Genomic DNA, 19,890 nt, shown 5'->3' with positions numbered 1-19,890 from the left:
GTCGGGCTCTACGCCATTTATGGGGGCACTTGGCCCTCCGACCGATATCAGGCGCACATTACCCTCACTCGGAGTCGGTAGTGTTCGAAGTTGCGGAAGCCGTACGCCTGTCTCGAGAGGGCTTCCATCTTGTTGTGAAAGCCCTCGGTGACGGCGTTGTTCCTGGTGAATCTCCACATGGTGACGATCTCCTCGGCCCATGATTCGAGGGTTTCTCCCAGAGAGACCAGCGGCGGGAGCTTGCACTCCTTGAGCTCGCGAATGCACTCGAGCAGCCGGGCCACGAGCGGATAGCACTGGCTCTTGTTGCGGCTCTTGATGCAAAGGAGCTCGACAAGCTGCTGCTTGAACCGGTAGATCTCCTTGAGTGCGAGCCTGGCCTCCAGATAGGAGGAGAGCTTGAGGGCCTGTTCGGGGCTCAGACGGCTCTCATGCCGCCGCATCAGCGAGAGGAGCCCACGGTTGCGGCATCCCAGCGGGTCGAGGAGCTTCCAGCATTCGAGGAAGCGCTGGTTGACGAGCCGGACGACGTGAAACCGATCGGCCACGATGCGCGCGTTGGGGAAGTGCTTCCTCACCAGAGCCCGGTAACTGGGAGACAGGTCGATGCAGACCACCTGGACCCTTTCCTTGCCCTTGAGGTGGGACAGATACCCCTGCAGCGAGGCTTCGCTGCGGCCCAGCACCACATCGAACACCCTCTTCCTGGCCAGGTCGCAAAAGGTGGTCGCATAGCCTCGTCGGCGGGTGAAGAAGTGCTCGTCGATCCCCAGGACCCTGGGACAGGACGCGTTCTTCCGCTCCGAGGCCAGGCGGTTCAAATAGTCGAGGTACCAGCGCTCGACCGTCGCGCTACCGATCCTCTCGCGCTCGCTCAGCCGGGCTCTGCTGATCCCGTCCCAGTGCCGCTCGGACACCGATCGCCGAAAGGGCTCCGTCGCGCGCCGTCTGGGCAGAAGCCCGGGGAAACGCTGCCAGAACGTCTTGCCACAACACCGGCAGCACCACTTGTGGGCATCGAGACACAGCATGCACCGGCGGCTGCCGTGGCTCTCGTGGCGAACCCTGCGCACGCGCCGCTCCTTCAGCCTCAGGTTTGCGCCGTCGCAATGCGGACACCTCGCAGAACCGGGATGACGGGCGCTGATGCGAACGAAACCCTCCGACTCCTCGATCCCGGTAACCTCATAGCCGGGCAGGCCGACCAAAGCCTCTGAACTGATCAAGACTTTCACCTCAAGCTAGTTTTATCAGCCAAGAGGTGGCCTTGCCCCCACAAACGATCAAGAGCCGATTCGTCCTTGGTTTTTGGTCCTTCGTCTTTGGGCCTTGGGCCTTGGGCCTTGGGCCTTGGGGGTTGCTCTCTGCGTTCCGCTCAATCCTGATGGGAATGGGCCAAGTCTGGTAGGACTTGCCCGATCGGTCGTATCATTCCCTCATGTTGGCATTGCTCCTCGCGCTCGCCATCGCGAACGCTTCATTCCCGGATCGTGGGGAGTTCTACCACAGGACGCCAAGGCCGATCACGAGGGCACACGCCCATGGGGCGATGGCCGATGTCGCCAGGGTGAGCAGCCCGGACGACCTTCTGCGGTTACCGATCACCGAGTTCCCTGTGGTTCTGCGGCCATGACAGACAGCCCCCACCGTCCAATGTCGTCTGATGAAGGATATCGCGGCACGGTCGTCGTTTTGGCCGGACTGTGCACCAGGCTCATGCGCGTGCCCAGCTCCAAAGGGCCGCGCGGCGTGTCGCACACGAGGCGAAACGCGTCTCCGAGAACCTCGTAGCGGTACGGCGTGTTGGCGCAAGGATCCACCGTCGCGATGCCCGGAACGGCCTTCAGCGAACCAGGCCACCCGCCATGCTCGGCACGGTATTTGAGAATCGCCAGGTGGATTCGGAACAACCGATCCTCGACCTGAAGGCCGAACGAGGCCGCAAGGTAGCCATCCAGATAAATGTCGTCAACCCCGAGTATCGAGTAAGCCCGCAGCACCGGGAGCATGACCCCAAGCTCGTCGGAGGTCAAGTCCCGCTTCGGCGGGTCCCCAAGGACCGGTCCCTCATCAATCGGCTCGAGCCACCGGATCTCCGGCTGGCCGCACTGTCGAATCGCGTCGACGAATGGCGTTTCGAGACGCAGGAAGTAACGGCGGTAGATCTGGTCGCGCCGGGTCGCCGTCAGGTCCGCGACCGTTGCTTGGACTTTGGGCCAGACCTTCGGATCCAGGAACTCCTTCAGCTCTTCCGGGTTGTCGAGAAGCGCGTCGAACGTCTCGCGCACTCCGCGCCGCGCAACTTCGAGTGCCGGAACGGGCGAGGGCAGGGGAGGGATCTGCTCGAAGCGCGCCAAGGTTGGGGCGGGCAATTTCGCCTCGATCCTCCGAAACGAATCGAGAAGTGTCCGCTCGCATGCAAAAGCGACCATCTGAATGATCAATCCTCCGCAGGCGAACTTCCGGGCGAACGTCAGCCCATCGGCGAGCAGTCCGGCCGCCTGCTCGGACGAGCCGGCTTCGACTTCGGCTTCGGCGGCACGGGCCATGAACTGCACGAGTTGCTTGAGCGGTGCCGCCTCGGGGAACAAGGTGGTCAGGCTGATGGCCTTCGGGTAGCGGACAGCCTTGGCATTGCCCGCCCGAAGCTTGGCGAGGGCCGGTCCCGCGACGTTCAATTCGATGCGGAGCATCGCGGCGACATCCGCCCCCTCGGGGATGCCGTCGGGTCGTGGCGGAAGCGTTTCCCCTCGCTCAAACGCACGCACGAACGCGTCGTACTCTCGGACCTGCTGCTGCCACAGGATCGCGGCGTCGACGTACTCCTCGTATCCGTTGGTGCCCGTGCGTTCGGGGATCACGCGATCGAGGTTCGGGTCGTACGTCGATGGAGCAAGGCTCTGCAACAGGACGCAGGCCACCAGCAACAAAGCCATGCCTTCATTGTACGGGGATTCTGCCATGCCCACCTGCGCGGTACGATGAGGCAAGCGCTCGGACAAGGGTGCGCCTCGCGTTGCACATCGTGTTGGTCGCGTCGCCGGCCCAGAAGGAGGTGGTCCCTATGTCCGGACGCCATCGTCACACGTGGAACGCCCCGCTCACATGATCGACGCTGAAACAGGGGAGGTGGAGCTCGTGCTCGTTCCCTTCCACCTCAAGCGTCTCCATGGCCCCTTGGTTGGCGATCTCGAGGGCACCGGTGGCCCTGCAGGATTGCCGTTCCCACTCCTGCCAAACGCCGATCCCATCGTGTTGCGCCTGCGTCCAGGCATGACGCCGGACGAGATCGCGATGGTATCGCCCTTCGAGCCGAACAGCTCGCTGGGGAACGAATCCTGGTGGCGGTGGCACGCCTACGCTTGGACGCCGTTTGGATGGTCTCCATGGCCGACCCCCCATTTCTATGGCGGTCACTTGGGATACCTGGGTCTCGATGGCAGTGACGGCCCGACGGCGCACAGTCGAATGCGGGCAATGCTGGACTACGGCGAGCGCGAGTTCGGCGAACCGGGCGAGGGACTCAGGGTCGGTTGGTTCCGATCGCGCAAGGCTCGACCTGGCGAGACGCCGGGCGCCTATGTCTGGAAACGGGAATGGGGTAGCGTCGTAATCGGGTTGGAACCTCGCGACCATCAGCCGGTGCTCGGCGTGAAGTGGAACAGGGTTCGGTGACCTTCACCCGATCCACCCAGTGCGAGCCGTCGCCGACCCTTACTCCTTCATCACTTCATTGAAGGACACGCGCACATAGTTCGTCGAGGGCACGACCCGTGTCCGGGCGCGCACGCTGGCGTCGAACACGAAGCGGCCGCTGTACATGAGCAACGCCTGCTCCTTGATCTTGGGGTGCTTCACCTTGCGCGACATGATCACGGACGTCGGCGTCGACTCATCCACCGTCCAGCCTTCCTTTGAGGGAAACAGCTGCCTCCATCGCTTCACCTCTGCTTCGAACTTCGCCGGGTAAGTGAAGCGGTACACCCGCACCGCGTGATTGTCGCCGTCGGGCGGCGGGATTCGATACTCGCTGACCGTGACGCACGGGAGCTTCTTGAACGGGGTCAGTTCGAGGAAGGGGCGCGTCTTCGGATCCAGCTCCTTGGAGTTGGCAGGCGCAACACCCTGCGATCGGCCCAACAAAAGGGGCAGCAGCACGATCAGAAGTCTCACCGTTGCACTCTAGCATGACTTTTGGAATCATGCAATTGTCCGGAGGCCGGCGTGATCTTGAGAGCCGCCTCGTTTGCTCGATGCAGGACCGGGTCGGAGCGGAGAGAACGACTCGCTGCCGTTCACGAGCCCGAGCACGATCGGTTGGTTCCGATCGCGCAAGGCTCGACCTGGCCGTGCCTTTGCGTCCTCTCCTTCGTCCGATCCTATGAGGCCAACGCCTCGGGAGGAGTGGTGATGCTGAGTTTGATTGCGGCTTTCGTCGTGGGCACAGTCCCCCAAGCGCCCCAACTTGAGGGGTACGCATTTACGACCCGTCTCCAAACGTTGGTGGTGTTTCGGGACGGGTTCGGCTTCTACCTCCGCGAAGGCACCGCCAAACTGCAGGCCGGGTGGGCGACCACCAATCTGGTCCCCCGGGCGCTGAGTGGCACGCTGTGGGTCTATCCCACAAACCCCGCCGACCGAATCGACACGGTCGTCACGACGAATGACAACCTCGTCGAATTCGACGGGCCTACGGACCTCAAGCGCGCGTTGTCGGACAAGGTCGGCCTAAGACTTCGAGTCCTGTCCGAAGCGCGTAAGACCGAGGGCCAGTTGACGGCGGTACTCGACCAGATGATGCTCCTCAAGGGTGACGACGGCTCGTACACGGCCTTGGAGTACGCACGGGTCGACTCCGTGGCGTTGGCGAACTTCCCTGTTCGGATCAAAGTGCGAACGCAGCAGCCGGACGGCAAGGCGGGCGTCCGCCTCGCCTACGTGCAAGAGGGAGTGCATTGGGAACCCTCGTACGTCCTCGAGATGCTCCCGGGCAAGCGCGGGCGGTTGACTCTGCGGGGGACACTGCTGGGACTGGACGAGGAGCTGAAGGGAACGGACGTGGTGTTCGTCGTGGGAGCCCCGGTCATGGTCAACCGTGGCTCGCTGGATGATCTGCTCGCCGGGTACATCAGCGGCACGGTGTTCGCCGGCAACCGGCCCGGGGCCCTTGCGCGCTCGGGCGAGTCGAAGGCCGCCGACGCGGAGAAGTCCGGTGCGTTGTCCCGGGGCCCGCGGGGCGGAGGAGGTCTCGGCGGCGGCTTGCAGCCGCTCTCGTCGTCGGAGTCGGGCGAGTTGCAGTACTACTCCAAACCCGACTTCTCGCTTCGGCCTGGAGAGCGCGCGATGGCCACGATCTTCGAGATCGACATACCCGTAAGTCCGCTCTTCGAGTGGGACGCCGACGGCGATCGGGTGACCTACCTGCTGACGCTTGAGAACAACTCGACACAGCCGCTCACGGCAGGGCCCGTGTTCGTCGTCGAAGACGCCAGGCCGGTTGGACAAGAGCGCATCGAGTACACCGCCAAGGGTGGCAAAGCGGAGCTCCGGCTGGCCCAGGGGATCGGCCTCAAGGTCGAGCGGGTCGAGAAGGAAGTCAAGCGCGGCGATCCGTACAAGATAGGAGATCAAAACTTCCTCGCAATCACCCTCGGCGGCACGCTGAGTCTCGAGAATCTGAGGAAGGAGCCGGCGGAGGTGCGCGTGACCAGAACGGTCGAGGGGAAAGTGTTGTCGGTGGGAAGCGGAGGATCGGTGAAGAACACCGTCGTCCAGCGCACGAGCCCCAATGCGAGCAACACCCTCGAGTGGAAGATCACGGTCGCGCCCGGTACGAAGACGGCGCTCGACTATTCTTACGAAACGGTGGTCAATCTGGGATAAGGTGGGGGACGCGGTTGGACGGCACTCGCCTGCCTTGGCGAGTGATGCCGTCAGAACTTCTGGCCAAGTAGACTCCCAATCATCGCCTTGCCGCGACGAGGGTCTCGAGCCACTTCTTGTCGCCTAAGTAGTCTTGGCACACTTCACGTTTTGTCTCGCTCGCGTGGGAGAAGTAGCCATTGCCGACGTAGATGCCGGTGTGGCCAACGTTGCCACTCTTGGCATCCCAGAAGTAAAGTCGATCGCCGGGCTCCAGGTCCTCGAGCTTGGTGACAGGTTCGCCGACTTTGACCTGCTCGGCGGCAGTCCGCGGGAGATCAACGCCGACCTGCCTGAACAGCAGCTTCACAAACCCGGAACTGTCCACGCCGCGGTCCAGGTCGTTTCCGCCGGCCTTGTATGGCGTGCCCGTGTAGCGGAGCGACTGGTTGGCGACAGCCGAAGCCGCCGCCGATCGCGACGAGAGTCCCATACGAGGCGAGGTGCGGTCCATGGTGACCTCGTAGGGAAGCGCCGCTACCAGCTCGCTGGGGACGTAGCCGAACTTGCCGTTCTGTAGGAGCACCTTGCGCCATTGAGGGAATTTGAAGTCTTGGATGACCAGGTACTCGAACTTCTTGGCTTGGTAATACACAGGCGAGTTCTTGTCGGCGTTTGCAAATATGGAGACTGGCTCGAGAGCCTGGCCGAGTCTTCCTAATACACGAACACTCCCAGCAGGCCCCTCCTCACCGGGCGTCACTGGAGCCAGGGTGGCGTCTTGAGCACTTTCGATGGCATCGTCGGGGCTCGTCGCTGGCGCATTGGGCGTCGCACCTTGGGATGTATTTGGCCGTCTCGATGTGCTGTCCGGGGTACCGCGCAAGCTGCTCAGCGCGACCACCAAGGCGCAACAAGCTACGGCTGCAAGGATGATCTGGGCAACTTGAACTTGTCGCTTTTCAGGCCTGCTGGACTGCTTGTGATCGGCCTCAGCTTGTGGAGAATCGGAACCCTCCGGCGCAGCATCTGTGCTTTCCTCGTCCCGATTCTCGGTTTCCCCGACTTCCGCTTCTGGCGCCTGTGGGCCGGGATCGGTGCGGTCGGAGAAGAAGGTCTCGCCCTTGGCTGGGGGCGAACACCATCCGCTCTCCCGAATCAACTCATAGGCGAGCGAAATCGCCTTGAACCGTTCCGAAGCCTTCGCTTGGAGGCGCTCGCTGTGTTGGAAGCGGTCTGGATGCCAGACCTGAGCAAGGTCCCGGTACGCCTGACGAATCTCCGACTCGTTTGCGCCGGCTTGCAGGCCGAGAGTCTCGAATGCTTCTGCGTGAGTCATTGGATCGTCTGGAGGATCGGTGCGATCCCATCGGATGAGGTCATTCCAAGGTCGTTCATCGTTGCTTGTTACGGACTCGGTCCACTGCCCCTACGATGTTGGTGAAGGATCACGTAGGCCACCCGTCTCACCTCTTGGTCCGGGTCACCCTTTAGTCTCGTTGCGGCTTGGACATACCCCTTTCCCTTCACCCGTGCCATCGCGGCTAGGGCATTGGCTCGCACGATCGCGCTAGGATCGTCAAGCCGTTGTGCGAACAGCGGCGAAGCCTCCTTGCCATCCACGCTGTTGCTCAACCCGTAACACGACGTGGCACGCACACTTGCATCCGCGTCCTTAAGCGCCCTCCGAAGCATGCCCGTGTAGACTCGCTGCTGCTCAATCTCTTCATTGGTGAGCGTAAAGAACGGATTGTGCAACTCGATAGCGCGCACGCACGCCACCGAGGCTGCCCGGCGTTCTTCTACAATTGAGGAACTCGCCATTGCGGTGATGGTCGGCATCGCAACAGGCCCAAGCCAACCCAGGATTCGCCGGCCCATCGTGTGGGCGGAATTGGGATCCGGGTGCGATGCCAGCTCCCTCAGGTGGGACAGCACCCTCGGTGCATCGCTTGGTGGTAGCCCGCCGTGCAGTGCGCAGTAGGCGGCACCGACCAAGGCTGCCATTCTGACAGGCCAGGCTTTGCCTTTGGAACCGGAAAGCATGGGGAGCAGGGAGCGACCATCAAGCACCCTGAGACCATAGTAGGCGGCTCCGTAGGGATCCCCCTCATCCTCAAGGCACTGAAGGAGCGCGGGCACGGCCTGGGGACCCAGAAGCTCGATCACTTCCATACCCCTTTCCTGCAGTTTGCGATCGCCGTCCATGACGCGCACGATGTGCACAACAGACTTGCTTCCCGACCGCTGAAGTTTCAGCCGAGCCTGCGCCCAGTTCTGGCTGCGCATCAGGGACTCGACCTCACTCTGACTGAAGTCTTGGGATCGAGCCAGGTTCGAAGTCGCGAGCGCGCCCACACACATGGCGCAAATCGAAAGCGTTCTCATTCGACTCAGAATGGCCACCTTTGCCTCAAGGGTCACTATCGAAACAACTTCATTCTACGTCACATCCCCGATGTGTTCGCATGAGGGCCCGAACCCGTGTGATCGTGGTGATGGCGCTGTTCTGGCGGATAATCTGATATGCCTTCGCCAAGAAGGATGGGTGCTCTGGTTTGCTTGGCCTTCCTCGCGTTTGGCTGCGGCGGCGGAGAGCCAAATCCAATTCCCGCTGGACGAGATGCCCGGCTGGTCGGCCAGTGGAAGCAGGTTGGCGGGCTTGAGATGATCCTCGAGTTCAACGCCGACGGAGCGGGCCAACTCCTCGCTGAGGGGGAGGAAGGCGATTCGACGTTCAAGGTCACGCAGTGGGGAACCGCAAACGGGGTCCTCGGGATCGCGCGTCCGTCCACCGACACGGGCATGGTCTGCGAGCAGGCGCACTATGAGGTGTCTGAAAAGGGTGACCAGGTGACACTCGGAGCGGTCCAGGTCTTCCTTACGAGTAACGACAAGATCATCAAATCGCCTGGCGGAAAAGCCTCCGTCTTGACGAGTCCTCTCAAGCGGAGGGAGGCGGTCGCCGGCGGCGCAGACCAGGCCTTTGGCGTAACTCCGCACACTCCGGCCAAGCTGGCGATCCTCGAGCAGACTGGAGACCGTAGGTGGATGCTGACGATCCATCGTCCCTCGCATCAACCCGTGACGTTCGCTTCGGGCTCGACGCCTCCCAAGTGGTCGCCCGATGGGAAATTCCTGGCGTATCAGGCGAGCGGGGACCTCTGGCTCTTCGATGAAACCCTCGATCGCCCTAGGCGGTTGGTTGCGGTACCGGACTGGTCAGCGATTGACTGGAGCCCAGACGGCCGGTTTCTGTTCTATTCGGCTCAGCCGCGCGGGCCCGGCACCGACTCCGAGGCGATGGCCTACGAGCTGAAGACCGGGGGGACGCGCCGTCTGGACTACGGGCCTCCGCTCTGTTGGAGCGCGGACGGCGAACGGGCGTTGTCGCTTCACATCTACGGCAACCACCATCGGGATCGGGATGGCCGCTACGAGGGCGAGCGAGCAGACGGTGCGGTTCCTACCGACGTGGTGATGCTGGACCGCAACCTCAAGTTCGTGCGGCGGGTCACAAGCGACGGGTGGTATGGTCCCCCCGAGTTCCTTGACGAGAACAGGGTGCTGTTGCGGCAGCTCGGCACCGAGCCCTCGGACGGCGCGGGGGCTCCGACGCACTTCTTTGTTCTCGATCTGTCCACGGGCAAGCGTCGAGCGCTCGAGCTGCCGTGGGACGTCGAGGGCTACTGGACCGCGGTCTCTCCGAATGGACGGACTCTGGCGGCGACGGCGGACACCTCGAACCCGACGCTCTACCTCGTCGATCTGGAGACCGGCGCTTCGAAGGCCGTCGCCAAGGACGTCTACTGTTCCGACCTTGCCTGGACTCGGGACGGCAAGTATGTGTTCTTCGAGAAGCTGAGCTCAGAGCCAAAGAACTACCGAGCCGATACGGAGCAGGTGTTCAAGCTCGACGTCGCGACCGGCAAGGCCGAGCAGGTCAGCCACCAGCCGAGAAGCTACAGCTATTTTGCGTACGACAATGCCCACGGCACCGTGATATATCACGAGCACGCCTTTCTCTACCAGACCGATGAGCGCGCAAAGCCGGTGCTTCTTCTCCATGGCGTGGGCACCTATGTCGAGGCCATCGCCGCGTGGTGGGAGTAGTACCGAAGCGCCCCAAGGCCGCACGATGTCCGACTCTGGGTCACCCGAGAAGCCGGTCTTCCTCGTTTCCTATTGCCACGAAGTCACCGACCCGTACCAGAGCCTCGAACTGGCGGTTTGGAGGAGTGGACGGGTCATCTGGCGGATTGGGAAGGCCGGCCGGAGCGCAAGCGACAGCTCAGTGTGGATAAAGGGCAAGTACTTTGAGGGGCGAATCCCGCCGGAGCGTGTCCGCACGGCCTTGCGGCAGTTCCAGAACGGGAAACTGCTTGGTCGGGTCGACTTGGAGACGGGGATTTGGCCAACGTCCAGCCCAAGTCGTATCGAGATCACGGATGGTGACGTGTACAGCCGTTTTGTTGCACCTCCCGAGGCGTTGGCCAGGTGGTCGCCCAATTTGCTGGAAGTGGGTCTGATGCGCTGGGCGTGCTTTCCATGGCATCGCGTTCCATTTCGGCGTCATCGGTCCTTGCCGCGATTCAATTTGGTCCGGGGTCTTCACTCACTTTGCCGCGATCGATGAGATCCTGTACGTTCCTCAATTGGTATATGCTCTGCCAAGCGGCAAACTCTTCGCTCGGTGACGCGAAGGGCCCGAATCGGGCGCCGCCGCCACCCAATGAAACGTAGCCGGGTAGCACTTCTAGTCGCCAACGGCCTTGCTGGGCTTCAGGAACCTCATAGAACACCCTGTTCACGAAGTAGAGCTTGTCTAGATCTGAGAACCCGTCGCCGCCATAGGAGCTGCCCGGAGCCCACCCGAGAGTCAACGTTCCTTCAAGGGAGGCCATTTGATCACCGAGTACCGAAAATGGGAGTCGCTGCAACTCTTGCACGCAAGACAAGAACTTCTCGACTTGCTCGTACTGCCGAAAGTCGCATCGGATCGCCCGACCTAGCGTGGCACGGGCTTCACTCGTTTTTGCGCGCTCGGTCTTGCGAAGGTGGATAAATCCGATCCAAAGGATAGCGGCGATGGCTCTAGTGACGCGGTTGCCCAAGTCTTGATCCGCATGTCTTTCTTGCTGGTACCTTCATTATACGAGAGGGAGGAGAAGTGGAGCTCCCCTATAATGAAGGCATGACCCTCGCCTTGCTCCTATGCGCTGGGATCATCGCCCAGAAGCCGTTTCCGCAACTCGAACGATTCGTCAATCGAGACCTCACGACACTGGCCGCCCACGATAAGACGGACCTCGCCAACATTACCAAGTCGCTTCACCCGGTCCAGGAGGAACGGTGGTCTTGGCCCGAACCCCGCTGGATTCGTGCGTATCCCACCGGAGCCATGGGGTGGCTCTATCTTCGCATCTACCCCGGATACAACGTCCCGGACGTCAGCTATGTCGAAGCCGACGGGTTCGACTCCAAGTGGAACCACCTCGTCCGGTATGAGTTTCCCACGGGCTACCGACTGCGCTTTGAGGAAGAGAAGCTGCTGGACGACAAGTGGATCGCCCAGCCGGTCTTGTCGATTCTTGTCAGCTCGGTGGGACCCTTCATCACCGAGAGCGGCAAGCCCCAGCGACCGCTGTTTCATCCCGAATCGGGAATTCGGCAATTCTACGCCTTCGATGAGCGGCGGGCTTACCTCATCCGGGTGGAGACGGGTGGAGGAGAGACGATCGCCAACAGCTACAGGTGGAGCGTTCCCATGATCGGACCCTCATCCGTGGGGCGAACCGTCGCCGATTGGACCGCAGATCTTCGGGCGGCGGATCCCGTTCGGCAACTGGCGTGCATGGTCTGGCTCGCAGGAGGGCACCTCTCCGCTGCGGCAGCGAGACATGAGAACATCTCGGAAGAACCCGCCGAGGATTCCAAGACGTACGAGGTGATGCGGGCCGATCCGGCCATCCGCGCGCGCGTCGAATCCCTGAAGGAGTCTCCCAACCCTTGGGTTCGCAAGCAGGCCGAATTCACGCTCAAGAACTGGCCGGTGCGCCCCCAATGAACTGCCCGCGATCACCCTCCCATCATCTGTGCCAAGCGCGACCGCAACGTGTCCGGCCACTCGCCGAACGTCAAGTCCGTCAGCTTCGTCGTTCCCAGCAAGTCCCCGACATCGTCGGTGACCCAATCCACCCTTCCTAGTCTCCCGACCGCCGTGTAGGACGTGGAAACGGTCACCTCGTACCGCCCCGTGAGGGTGGCTGAGAGCCGATCGGGTTGAATTCCGACGGTCCTGAGGACCATCGCAAACTGGCTGAGCCGCATGGGAACCACGGGCTGGCCTCCCCAGTCCCCATCCCCACGCGTCACGCACTGAAGGAGTGGGTCCTCGGCCAAGTTGAGGAAGAGCTCGTAGTCGTAGATCACGTTTGACGCGCACACGGAGGGCTCGTAGTTGTAGTGTCCCGGTCCGCCGACCTCCAACCACTTTCGGAACGACGCTCTCTGCCCGTCCGACAGTGAACGAATCCGCACTGGCCGCCCGGCCTCCAAGTCGAGCCATTGCGCATCTGTCACGCTGCCGAGCAAAGCGCCGAGCCAATACCGGATCTGGTTGAAGTGCACCGACACCAGGGGTAGTAGGCACTTGTTGTAAGCCACTGAGACCGCGCTGAGGACCGAACCCGGCCCGCCGGCCGCCATGAACCGACACTCGTCCCGAGGCGTCGTCCCCGGTCGCTCCAGCACCTTCTGGACGTACGCCCGCAACGCTGGCCTGTCCACGCGCTCACGCCGAGCAAGGACCGGATTCGACGGGCGGAGCACGATCGCATCGTCACTCTCGACAAGGTCGATCGCGCCGTCGGCAAGAAGTTGCTTCCAGAGCGCCGCAGCGTCCACGGAATCGCCCTTCGAACAAGCGAGAGCGGCGCTGATGGCGGTGTCGGGCAGGTACGCGATCACGGTCTTGCCCGAGGCCTCGCACAACCACGACAACACCTCCCCCGTGCCGACTCCGAGTGCCTCGAAGTCGCTTGAGGCGAGGAACTTGGCGTCGAGGGGCGCTTCCCGGCGGAAGGTCTGGCGCAGGTAGAGGTTGCCATTCGTGTAGTGCCGAAGGAACTCCGTGCTGGAGCCTGTGAGCGGTAGATGGTTGGGGAAGCCCCGCTCGGACAATTCAGGCGGTCGCTTCGCCCCAGAAACGGGACCCATCAGAGCGGCAACCTCGACGAACTCACCCGACTTGTCGAAAATGCGCAGCCGGTACAGGCTCGCACGATGGGTAGGCATCGCCGTCAAAACGTACTTGCAGGACCGCCGATCCTTTTGGAGGTTCGAAAAGAGGGGTTCCCAGGGGTAGCTGTACGTCTTGGGGAGGTCTTCCTTGGCAAGCGCGCTCGCCAGGGATTCGCAGGCGCGTTCATAGTTGGCGATCGCGGCCACGGATGTGGACGGGAGGGGCTGCTGGTCCCGCATCGGAACATTGCTCCAAATCGCAAGATCGCCTGGCTCGATGGCCGCAAGGGCTGTAGACCCCAACTCGACCAGCAGAGACTTCAAGAGCTCGAAGTCGGGGGTCGGGGCCTGGTACGATCGAGTGCCGTTGCGCGTGAAGCGGCCCTCCTTTTCCCTCTGCTCGAAGGTGGACAGCTCGGCGAGCACGTTCGCAACCTGCGCCTGCGAAGAACGGCGGGTGTCGCGCGCGAGTTCCCTCAGCCAATTGGACAGGGCCCGCTGTCGCTCCTCGCGATCTCGATCTCGAAGTGCCGCAAGCTGCTTGGGCGGGATCGAGAGGTGCGACTGTCCGGGTTTTGGGTCGATCCACACGCCCTCGATGGCTTGGGCGACGAGCTCCCGAACTCGGGTCGAGTCGAGATCGAGGGTGTTGGTGCGGATGAGGATCGGTTCGTCGCGCAGGTCACCGGCAACCAAATAGGTGTGGTCGCTCTTCTCGGAGATCTTCGCGGCGTACGCCCCAACCGAACCGTCGAACGAGACGGGTGTCGCCAATTGGAGGGCAAAGGTCAGGGGTAGGAGGCCAAGCATGGCACCTAGTCCCCCGCACCCTCGTCCTTGCCTCCGAACGCTTCCAATGCGCTCAGCAGGTCGGACTCCGCGCCGTCGAGGCGCTGGGAGAGGCGGTCGAGCTCGGCGGCCATGCCCTTGGCCGACTGGGCGAGGTCGGCGAGCGCTCCCTGCGCATCGCGCAGCTCGTGCAGGGCGTCGTTGATCGCCGTGATCGCGGCCAGCCGCCGGTCGTCGTACTCCGCGAAGCGGCTCTCGAACGCCTCCAGCGAAGGCGCCTCGGTGCTGACGTTGGCGATGTTGGCGCCCGCGCCGTCCACGCTGTCCGCCACGCCCGACAGACTCTCGCGCGCCTCCGTGCCGGCGGGCATCTGGTCCCGAAGCGTGCTCACCGCGTCCAACGCGGTGGCCAGGGACTCCTGCGCCACGGACAGGCTGTACACCCCCGCGCGGTACTGCTCGTGAGCGGCCTCGGTGGGGTTCTGGGCCGTGGGCGCGGCGGGCGGCGGCTTTGCGGAAGAAGCACATCCGGCGACAAGCGCCAGCATCGCAAGGGGCCACCCGAACGTCCGCATCGAACCGCAGGGTACCCGTTGCCACCCGCTGGATTGCGCCACAATGAGGCCATGATGTTGCCCCTCGGTCTCGCCCTCGCGTTCGTGATGCAAGCGCCCTCGCCCAACCTGCTGCCGATCGGACCGAAAGGCTCCGTCGACGTCGCGCCCGAGAAGATCGTCAACACGCGGACCGGCGCCGAAGTCGATGTGGACGCCATCGCGGCTGCGGCCGACGGACAGCGGTTCGTCTACGTCGGGGAGAACCACGACAATCCCAGCCACCACCGCATGCAGGCCGCCATCATCGACGCGCTCGTCCGCCGGGGACGGGACGTCGTCGTCGGGTTCGAGATGTTCACCCGCCCCGTCCAGGACGAGCTGAATCCGTGGACCCTCGGCTGGTGGTCCGAAGAGGAGTTCGTCCAGCGATCCGACTGGAAGAACCAGTGGGGCTTCGACTTCGCCCTCTACCGCCCCATCTTCGAGTCCATCAAGAAGAACCGGCTGCCCATGGTCGCCCTCAACGTGCCGCGCGACTGGGTGCGCGCCGTCGGCAAGGAAGGGCCCGCGGGGCTGACCGCGGACCAGCAGCGCCAAGTGCCCGCCATCGATACCACCGACAAAACTCACCGCTCGGTGTTCGAGGCGATGATGGGCGGCCACCCCGTCTCGGGGACCCAGGGCGAGAACATGTACGCCGCCATGGTCCTTTGGGACACCGGCATGGCCGACTCCGCGCTGAAGTACCTCGACGCGATGCCGCCCAACCGCAACCGGGTGATGGTCGTCCTCGCCGGCTCGGGGCACGTGATGTACGGATTGGGCATCAACGGCCGGGTCGCACGACGGACGGGCGAGCACGGGGTGACCGTCGTGATGGTCGCCTCCGAGGCCCCGGAAACGGTCTCCAGAGGCCTCGGGGACTTCGTCTACAACGGTTCGGTTGTCAAGAACGCCGCGAAAATGCCAAAATAAAGAGTTGCGGAGGAATAACCAAGTTTGATCTACGTTCACGTGCAGTCCAACGAGTCCATCGATTCCGCCCTCAAGCGGTTCAACATGAAGCTTCAGCAAAGTGGAGTGTTGCGGGAGTTGAAGGAGCACTCGCACTACGAGAAGCCGAGCGAGAAGCGTCGCCGGCTCAAGCGCCGTCGCGCGTCCCGCCAGTAACGCGTTCTGGGAACGGGCTCTCGCGAGCCCCCTTTTCCATATGGACCCCGCCTCAAGAGCCGTTGCTTCCGTAGATCCAATTCCGGTCGCGCCCCAAGCCCCCGCTTGGCGGCGACCCCCATCTTATGGACCCCGACCCTAGTTCGCGCGTCAGCGTATCTGCCTCTCGTGCATGGCGCGTTTCGACGGCCAAACTCGTCCACGCGGTGACGTCTGCCCTCGACGCCCACGGCCGGACCGAGGGCGAAGTCGCCGTCCGCTTGTGCGGCGACTCGGAAATCCAAGCGCTCAACCGCCGCTACCGCGGGCTGGACGAACCGACCGACGTTCTCACCTTCGCTTCCGCGGGGGGCGAAGGCTCGCCTCTCGGCGATGTGGCGATCGCCGTCCCGTTCGCCCGGCGCCAAGCCGAAGCGCGGGGAGTTGCACTCGATCTCGAGATCGCGTATCTTGCGATGCATGGGGCGCTGCACTTGCTGGGCTTCGACGACGAGCGGGAGACCGAGCGCGCCGAGATGCTGTCCGAGATGAATCGGATCGCCCGCCTCGCCGGATTGCCCGAAGACCCCGAATGGGGATCGCTGCTTCACGGGGGTGCGGCATGAGCGTCAGCCGCAAGACCGATTTCTGGGCGCCGGTGCGCGTGGCGACGAGCGGCCTGGTCTACACGTTCAAGACGCAGCGCCACATGCGCTTCCACCTCTACGTCGTGCTGATCGTGATGCTGCTCGGGGTGTTCTTCAACCTCGGCCTTCGCGAGATGCTCGTGCTCCTGTTCACGATCAGCCTCGTGCTCGTCGCCGAGATGTTCAACAGCGCGATCGAGGCGACCGTGGACCTCGTGCAGCCGAACTACCATCCGCTTGCCAAGTTCGCCAAGGACATTGCGGCGGGCGCCGTGCTCATCACGACGATCATCGCCGTCGTGGTGGGTTCGCTGATGATCCTCGGCGAAAACCGTTGGGAGCAGATCAAGGTCAACCTCACTTCCGAATCGCTCGGCGTGGGCGTCGTTCCGCGCATGGTGCTCGGCGCGTTCGTCCTGTTCATCGTCGTGGTGGTGGGCAAGGGTTTGGGCAAGCAGGGCCAGGTGTTCAAAGGCGGGCTCGTCAGCGGGCACGCCGCCTACGGGTTCTTCTTCGCCGGGGCCATCGTGTTCCTCACCGACAACCCGGTGGTCTCGGGGCTGGCGCTGCTCCTTGCCGCCATCATCGCCCAAAGCCGCTGGGAGGCGAAGATCCACACGGTGTTCGAGCTGTCCCTGGGAGCCGCGGCCGGGGTGCTCGTCTCGATGCTCCTGTTCGGGCTGCTGCCGAAATGACCATGGGTGACCGAACGCGACCTTCATCTAGGATCGACGAGACGCCCCGGCGAGGCGGGCCACCGTCCGACATCGGAATCGTCGTGCTGACGATCGCGGTGCTGGCGGCGCTGGTGCACGAGAGCGGCAACGGCCTCGAGAACGCCATGGCGAGCTTTGGGCCGCTTCCCGCCGCCACCGCGTATCTGGCGCTCACGTCCGTGGTGGCCTTCACGGCGCTCAACGCCATGTTCATCCTTTCTGAGACGGCGCTGGAGGTTCTGCGGCCGGTCCACCTCAAGCACGTCAAGGAGCAGAGCCCCTCGCGCGCCGAGCACCTCCAGGAGCTGATGGAGGAGCGCCGCAAGTTTGTGGCCGCCACGAACATCGGCAGCCACCTGTGCCGCGTGGGCCTGGTGATGATCGCGTTCGTGCTCTCACCGGGGCTCGCGGCCCGGTTCGGGTGGAACTTGTCGGGCAGCGGCCCGGAAGCCGGGAGCGCGTATCTGGCGCTGATCGGCGCGACGCTCGTTCTCCTGGTCCCGATCGGGCTCTTCAACCTCATCCTCGGCGAACTGGTGCCGCGCTCGTTCGCGCTCGTGCACCCGCACCGCATCGCGCTGGCGCTCCGGCGGTTCATGCGCGGGGCCGCCGTGGTCTTCGCGCTGCCCGCGGCGCTGGTCACGATGGTCGCCAACCTCGTGACAAACCGGTTCGGCGCCCAGGCGAGCTTCGCGATCGCCAACCAGGCCGAGGAGGAGATCAAGACCCTGGTGGAGTCCGCGCAGGAGAGCGGGGCGATCCAGGTGGACGAGAAAGAGATGCTCCACTCCGTGTTCGAGTTCACGGACACGGTCGCGCGAGAGGTCATGACCCCCCGCGTGGACCTCGATGCCGTGTCGATCCAGAGCGAACCCGACGAGGTCGTGCGCGTCATTCGCGAGTCCGGCCACTCGCGCATCCCGATCTACGAGGACACCGACGACCAGATCCTCGGCATCGTGCACGCCAAAGACCTCCTGATGGCGCGCGAGCAGTCGAAGAACCCCGACCTGCGCACCTTGATGCGCCCCGCCTTGTTCGTGCCGGAGAACAAGAACCTCCACGAGCTGCTCGCCGAGATGCGGGCGAGCCGAAGCCAGATGGCGATCGTCCAAGACGAGTTTGGCGGCACCGCGGGCATCGTCACGATCGAGGACATCGTCGAAGAGCTGGTGGGCGACATCGTGGACGAGTACGACGTGGAGGAGGAGGAGATCGTCGAACTCCCCAACGGCTTCCTCGTGCACGGCAAAGCCCCGATCGACGACGTGAACGACGCCCTGGGCTCCGAGTTCGAAAGCGACGTCTTCGACACGTTCGGTGGCTACGTGTTCGGCTTGTTCGGGCGCCAACCGCGGGATGGCGAGGAGATCGAGGCCGACGGGTACCGCATCACGATCGAAGAGACCGACGGCCGTCGGATCCGGCGCCTTCGGATCGAGACGCTTCCCGAGCGGGAGGCGGTCCACGCTTCCGACGAGGCCGAGTGAGCGTCACCGCCCGTTCAACGCCAGGTGCGTGAGAATGCCCGCCGCATATCCGAGCGCGACCGCCCACGTCCACTTCAGGTGCGTGCCGAAGGTGTAGATCCCCTTGGCCTGGCCCATCAGCGCCACCCCGGCGGCGCTCCCGATCGAGAGCAAGGAGCCGCCCACGCCCGTGGTGAGCGTGACCAAGAGCCACTGTTCGTGGCTCATGTCGGGACGCATCTGAAGCACGGCGAACATGATGGGGATGTTATCGACGATGGCGGACAGCCCTCCCACGAAGATGTTCGCCCACATCGGCCCGAGGTCCCGATAGAACGAGTTGGAAAGCAGCTCGAGGAACCCCAGGGCGCCCAATCCACCCACGCAGAGGATCACCCCGTAGAAAAACATGAGGGTGTCCCACTCGAACCGCATGAGCTGCTTGAAGACGTCGAACGTGTCGTTGGGCTCGTACCGGTACGCGAAACCGGCCAGGACTCCGCCTGAAACGTCGTCGTTCTGGTTGCGTTGGACCGCTCGGCTGATCACGTGCGCGTAGAGGTTGAGGACTCCCAGCCCGGTCATCATGCCCAGCGCCGGCGGCAGATCGAACTGCGTGTGGAGCAGCACCGTGCCGGCGATGGTGCAGAGGAAGAGCGCGATCACCGTGCGCGCGCCCGGGCGCAGGGCGACCGTCGTGGGTCCCGTGCGCGGTCGGCGCGACGCGATGAAGAAGCTCATGATCGTGGCGGGTACCAACCACGTGACGAGCGAGGGCAGGGCGAGGGCGAAGAACTCCCAAAACTGGATGATCCCCTTCTGCCAGACCATGAGCGTCGTGATGTCGCCGAACGGGCTGAACGCCCCACCGGCGTTCGCGGCGACGACGATGTTCACGCAGGCGGCCGCCACGAACCGTGGGTTGTTGCCTCCCACCGAGATCGCGACCGCGCCCATGACCAGCGTGGTCGTGAGGTTGTCGGCGACGGGTGAGATGAGAAAAGCGAGTCCGCCGGTGATCCAGAACAGGGCCCTCAGGCTGAACCCCCGCTCGACCAGCCAGAACCGCAGCGAATCGAAGACCTGGCGCTCCTCCATCGTGTTGACGTACGTGATGGCCGGCACGAGGAACAGGAAGAGCTCTGCGAACTCCAAGATGTTGTGGCGTAACGCTTCGACCGCTCCTTGCGAGGCCTCCGGGGAGATTCCCGACGCCACCACGATCACGAGAACCCAGATCGCGCCGGCCGCCAGGATCACGGGAATCGATTTGCGCAGGTTCAAGCGCTCCTCGAACATGACGAAGAGGTAGGCGATCACGAAGATCGCAACACACGCCATGGCCACCGGAGAATGGACCATCGAAGCGATGGAAACTGCAGCAGGGAGAATCGGCATCGGCAGCGAGGCCCCGAAGGGCCACAGAGGAGACTACCCGGGGGCTAGGCGAATGCCCGTC

The 19,890-nt window shown here is 63.5% G+C and carries 17 protein-coding genes; 9 read left to right on the top strand and 8 right to left on the bottom strand.

Going from position 1 to position 19,890, the window contains the following annotated elements; translation table 11 throughout:
• Positions 1-47: 47 nt before the first annotated feature.
• Positions 48-1,235 carry an ISL3 family transposase gene (locus tag M9921_12890; protein ID MCO5297745.1) on the bottom strand — a complete coding sequence of 396 codons (1,188 nt, stop codon included), beginning with the start codon at positions 1,233-1,235 and terminating at the stop codon, positions 48-50.
• Positions 1,236-1,601: 366 nt separating this feature from the next.
• Positions 1,602-2,936, bottom strand: a complete 1,335-nt coding sequence (locus M9921_12885) for a hypothetical protein (protein MCO5297744.1) — start codon at positions 2,934-2,936, stop codon at positions 1,602-1,604.
• A gap of 169 nt (positions 2,937-3,105) precedes the next feature.
• On the opposite strand from M9921_12885, the gene M9921_12880 reads away from it, so the two are divergent.
• Positions 3,106-3,675: a hypothetical protein gene (locus tag M9921_12880; GenBank protein ID MCO5297743.1), complete on the top strand. Its 570-nt coding sequence runs from the start codon at positions 3,106-3,108 to the stop codon at positions 3,673-3,675.
• A 39-nt stretch (positions 3,676-3,714) separates the two neighbouring features.
• Here M9921_12880 and M9921_12875 read toward each other — a convergent pair whose 3' ends face one another.
• The gene (locus M9921_12875; protein ID MCO5297742.1) at positions 3,715-4,173 is read right to left on the bottom strand and encodes a hypothetical protein; all 459 of its coding nucleotides are present in this window, start codon (positions 4,171-4,173) and stop codon (positions 3,715-3,717) included.
• Positions 4,174-4,410: 237 nt separating this feature from the next.
• Between M9921_12875 and M9921_12870 the strand changes: the two genes are divergently transcribed.
• Entirely contained in the window at positions 4,411-5,883 is a 1,473-nt protein-coding gene (locus M9921_12870; GenBank protein MCO5297741.1) for a DUF4139 domain-containing protein, read from the top strand.
• Positions 5,884-5,962: 79 nt separating this feature from the next.
• Here the strand turns inward: M9921_12870 and M9921_12865 are convergent, their stop codons facing one another.
• The gene (locus M9921_12865; protein ID MCO5297740.1) at positions 5,963-7,201 is read right to left on the bottom strand and encodes an NlpC/P60 family protein; all 1,239 of its coding nucleotides are present in this window, start codon (positions 7,199-7,201) and stop codon (positions 5,963-5,965) included.
• A gap of 68 nt (positions 7,202-7,269) precedes the next feature.
• Positions 7,270-8,250, bottom strand: coding sequence for a HEAT repeat domain-containing protein (locus M9921_12860; protein ID MCO5297739.1), 981 nt, complete (start codon positions 8,248-8,250; stop codon positions 7,270-7,272).
• Between the two features lie 156 nt (positions 8,251-8,406).
• Here M9921_12860 and M9921_12855 point away from each other — a divergent pair, with 156 nt between their 5' ends.
• Positions 8,407-9,975: a hypothetical protein gene (locus M9921_12855; GenBank protein ID MCO5297738.1), complete on the top strand. Its 1,569-nt coding sequence runs from the start codon at positions 8,407-8,409 to the stop codon at positions 9,973-9,975.
• Between the two features lie 1,081 nt (positions 9,976-11,056).
• The gene (locus M9921_12850; GenBank protein ID MCO5297737.1) at positions 11,057-11,929 is read left to right on the top strand and encodes a hypothetical protein; all 873 of its coding nucleotides are present in this window, start codon (positions 11,057-11,059) and stop codon (positions 11,927-11,929) included.
• A gap of 11 nt (positions 11,930-11,940) precedes the next feature.
• Here M9921_12850 and M9921_12845 read toward each other — a convergent pair whose 3' ends face one another.
• Together M9921_12845 and M9921_12840 are read right to left on the bottom strand one after the other, a co-directional pair.
• A complete protein-coding gene (locus tag M9921_12845; GenBank protein ID MCO5297736.1) occupies positions 11,941-13,914 on the bottom strand; it encodes a hypothetical protein in 1,974 nt (657 codons plus the stop codon).
• Positions 13,915-13,919: 5 nt separating this feature from the next.
• On the bottom strand, positions 13,920-14,468 hold the full coding sequence (locus M9921_12840; protein MCO5297735.1) for a hypothetical protein: 549 nt from the start codon (positions 14,466-14,468) through the stop codon (positions 13,920-13,922).
• 51 nt (positions 14,469-14,519) lie between these two features.
• Here M9921_12840 and M9921_12835 point away from each other — a divergent pair, with 51 nt between their 5' ends.
• From M9921_12835 to M9921_12815, 5 genes are all read left to right on the top strand, one after another.
• Positions 14,520-15,425 (top strand): ChaN family lipoprotein, encoded by a 906-nt coding sequence (locus M9921_12835; GenBank protein MCO5297734.1) that lies wholly within the window; start codon positions 14,520-14,522, stop codon positions 15,423-15,425.
• Between the two features lie 24 nt (positions 15,426-15,449).
• A complete protein-coding gene (rpsU, locus tag M9921_12830) occupies positions 15,450-15,620 on the top strand; it encodes a 30S ribosomal protein S21 (protein ID MCO5297733.1) in 171 nt (56 codons plus the stop codon).
• Between the two features lie 206 nt (positions 15,621-15,826).
• Entirely contained in the window at positions 15,827-16,225 is a 399-nt protein-coding gene (gene ybeY, locus M9921_12825) for an rRNA maturation RNase YbeY (protein MCO5297732.1), read from the top strand.
• Positions 16,222-16,941 carry a diacylglycerol kinase gene (locus M9921_12820; GenBank protein ID MCO5297731.1) on the top strand — a complete coding sequence of 240 codons (720 nt, stop codon included), beginning with the start codon at positions 16,222-16,224 and terminating at the stop codon, positions 16,939-16,941. Before ybeY ends, M9921_12820 begins: the two co-directional genes overlap by 4 nt.
• An 83-nt stretch (positions 16,942-17,024) precedes the next feature.
• On the top strand, positions 17,025-18,452 hold the full coding sequence (locus tag M9921_12815) for a hemolysin family protein (GenBank protein MCO5297730.1): 1,428 nt from the start codon (positions 17,025-17,027) through the stop codon (positions 18,450-18,452).
• 3 nt (positions 18,453-18,455) lie between these two features.
• Here the strand turns inward: M9921_12815 and nhaD are convergent, their stop codons facing one another.
• Positions 18,456-19,793, bottom strand: coding sequence for a sodium:proton antiporter NhaD (gene nhaD / locus M9921_12810; protein MCO5297729.1), 1,338 nt, complete (start codon positions 19,791-19,793; stop codon positions 18,456-18,458).
• Positions 19,794-19,890 lie beyond the last annotated feature (97 nt).

The organism is Fimbriimonadaceae bacterium (genome assembly GCA_023957775.1).
GTDB lineage: Bacteria > Armatimonadota > Fimbriimonadia > Fimbriimonadales > Fimbriimonadaceae > JAMLGR01.
Note: the sequence above shows the minus strand (reverse complement) of the source record. Positions and strands in the feature narration are given on the sequence as shown.

Excerpts from the sequence above, each read along its gene's own strand:
- M9921_12885 (MCO5297744.1), bottom strand. The coding sequence starts at position 2,936 with ATGGCTTTGTTGCTGGTGGCCTGCGTCCTGTTGCAGAGCCTTGCTCCA.
- M9921_12880 (MCO5297743.1), top strand. The coding sequence starts at position 3,106 with ATGATCGACGCTGAAACAGGGGAGGTGGAGCTCGTGCTCGTTCCCTTC.
- M9921_12870 (MCO5297741.1), top strand. The coding sequence starts at position 4,411 with ATGCTGAGTTTGATTGCGGCTTTCGTCGTGGGCACAGTCCCCCAAGCG.
- M9921_12865 (MCO5297740.1), bottom strand. The coding sequence starts at position 7,201 with ATGACTCACGCAGAAGCATTCGAGACTCTCGGCCTGCAAGCCGGCGCA.
- M9921_12860 (MCO5297739.1), bottom strand. The coding sequence starts at position 8,250 with ATGAGAACGCTTTCGATTTGCGCCATGTGTGTGGGCGCGCTCGCGACT.
- M9921_12855 (MCO5297738.1), top strand. The coding sequence starts at position 8,407 with ATGGGTGCTCTGGTTTGCTTGGCCTTCCTCGCGTTTGGCTGCGGCGGC.
- M9921_12850 (MCO5297737.1), top strand. The coding sequence starts at position 11,057 with ATGACCCTCGCCTTGCTCCTATGCGCTGGGATCATCGCCCAGAAGCCG.
- M9921_12845 (MCO5297736.1), bottom strand. The coding sequence starts at position 13,914 with ATGCTTGGCCTCCTACCCCTGACCTTTGCCCTCCAATTGGCGACACCC.
- M9921_12840 (MCO5297735.1), bottom strand. The coding sequence starts at position 14,468 with ATGCGGACGTTCGGGTGGCCCCTTGCGATGCTGGCGCTTGTCGCCGGA.
- M9921_12835 (MCO5297734.1), top strand. The coding sequence starts at position 14,520 with ATGATGTTGCCCCTCGGTCTCGCCCTCGCGTTCGTGATGCAAGCGCCC.
- M9921_12820 (MCO5297731.1), top strand. The coding sequence starts at position 16,222 with ATGAGCGTCAGCCGCAAGACCGATTTCTGGGCGCCGGTGCGCGTGGCG.
- nhaD (MCO5297729.1), bottom strand. The coding sequence starts at position 19,793 with ATGGTCCATTCTCCGGTGGCCATGGCGTGTGTTGCGATCTTCGTGATC.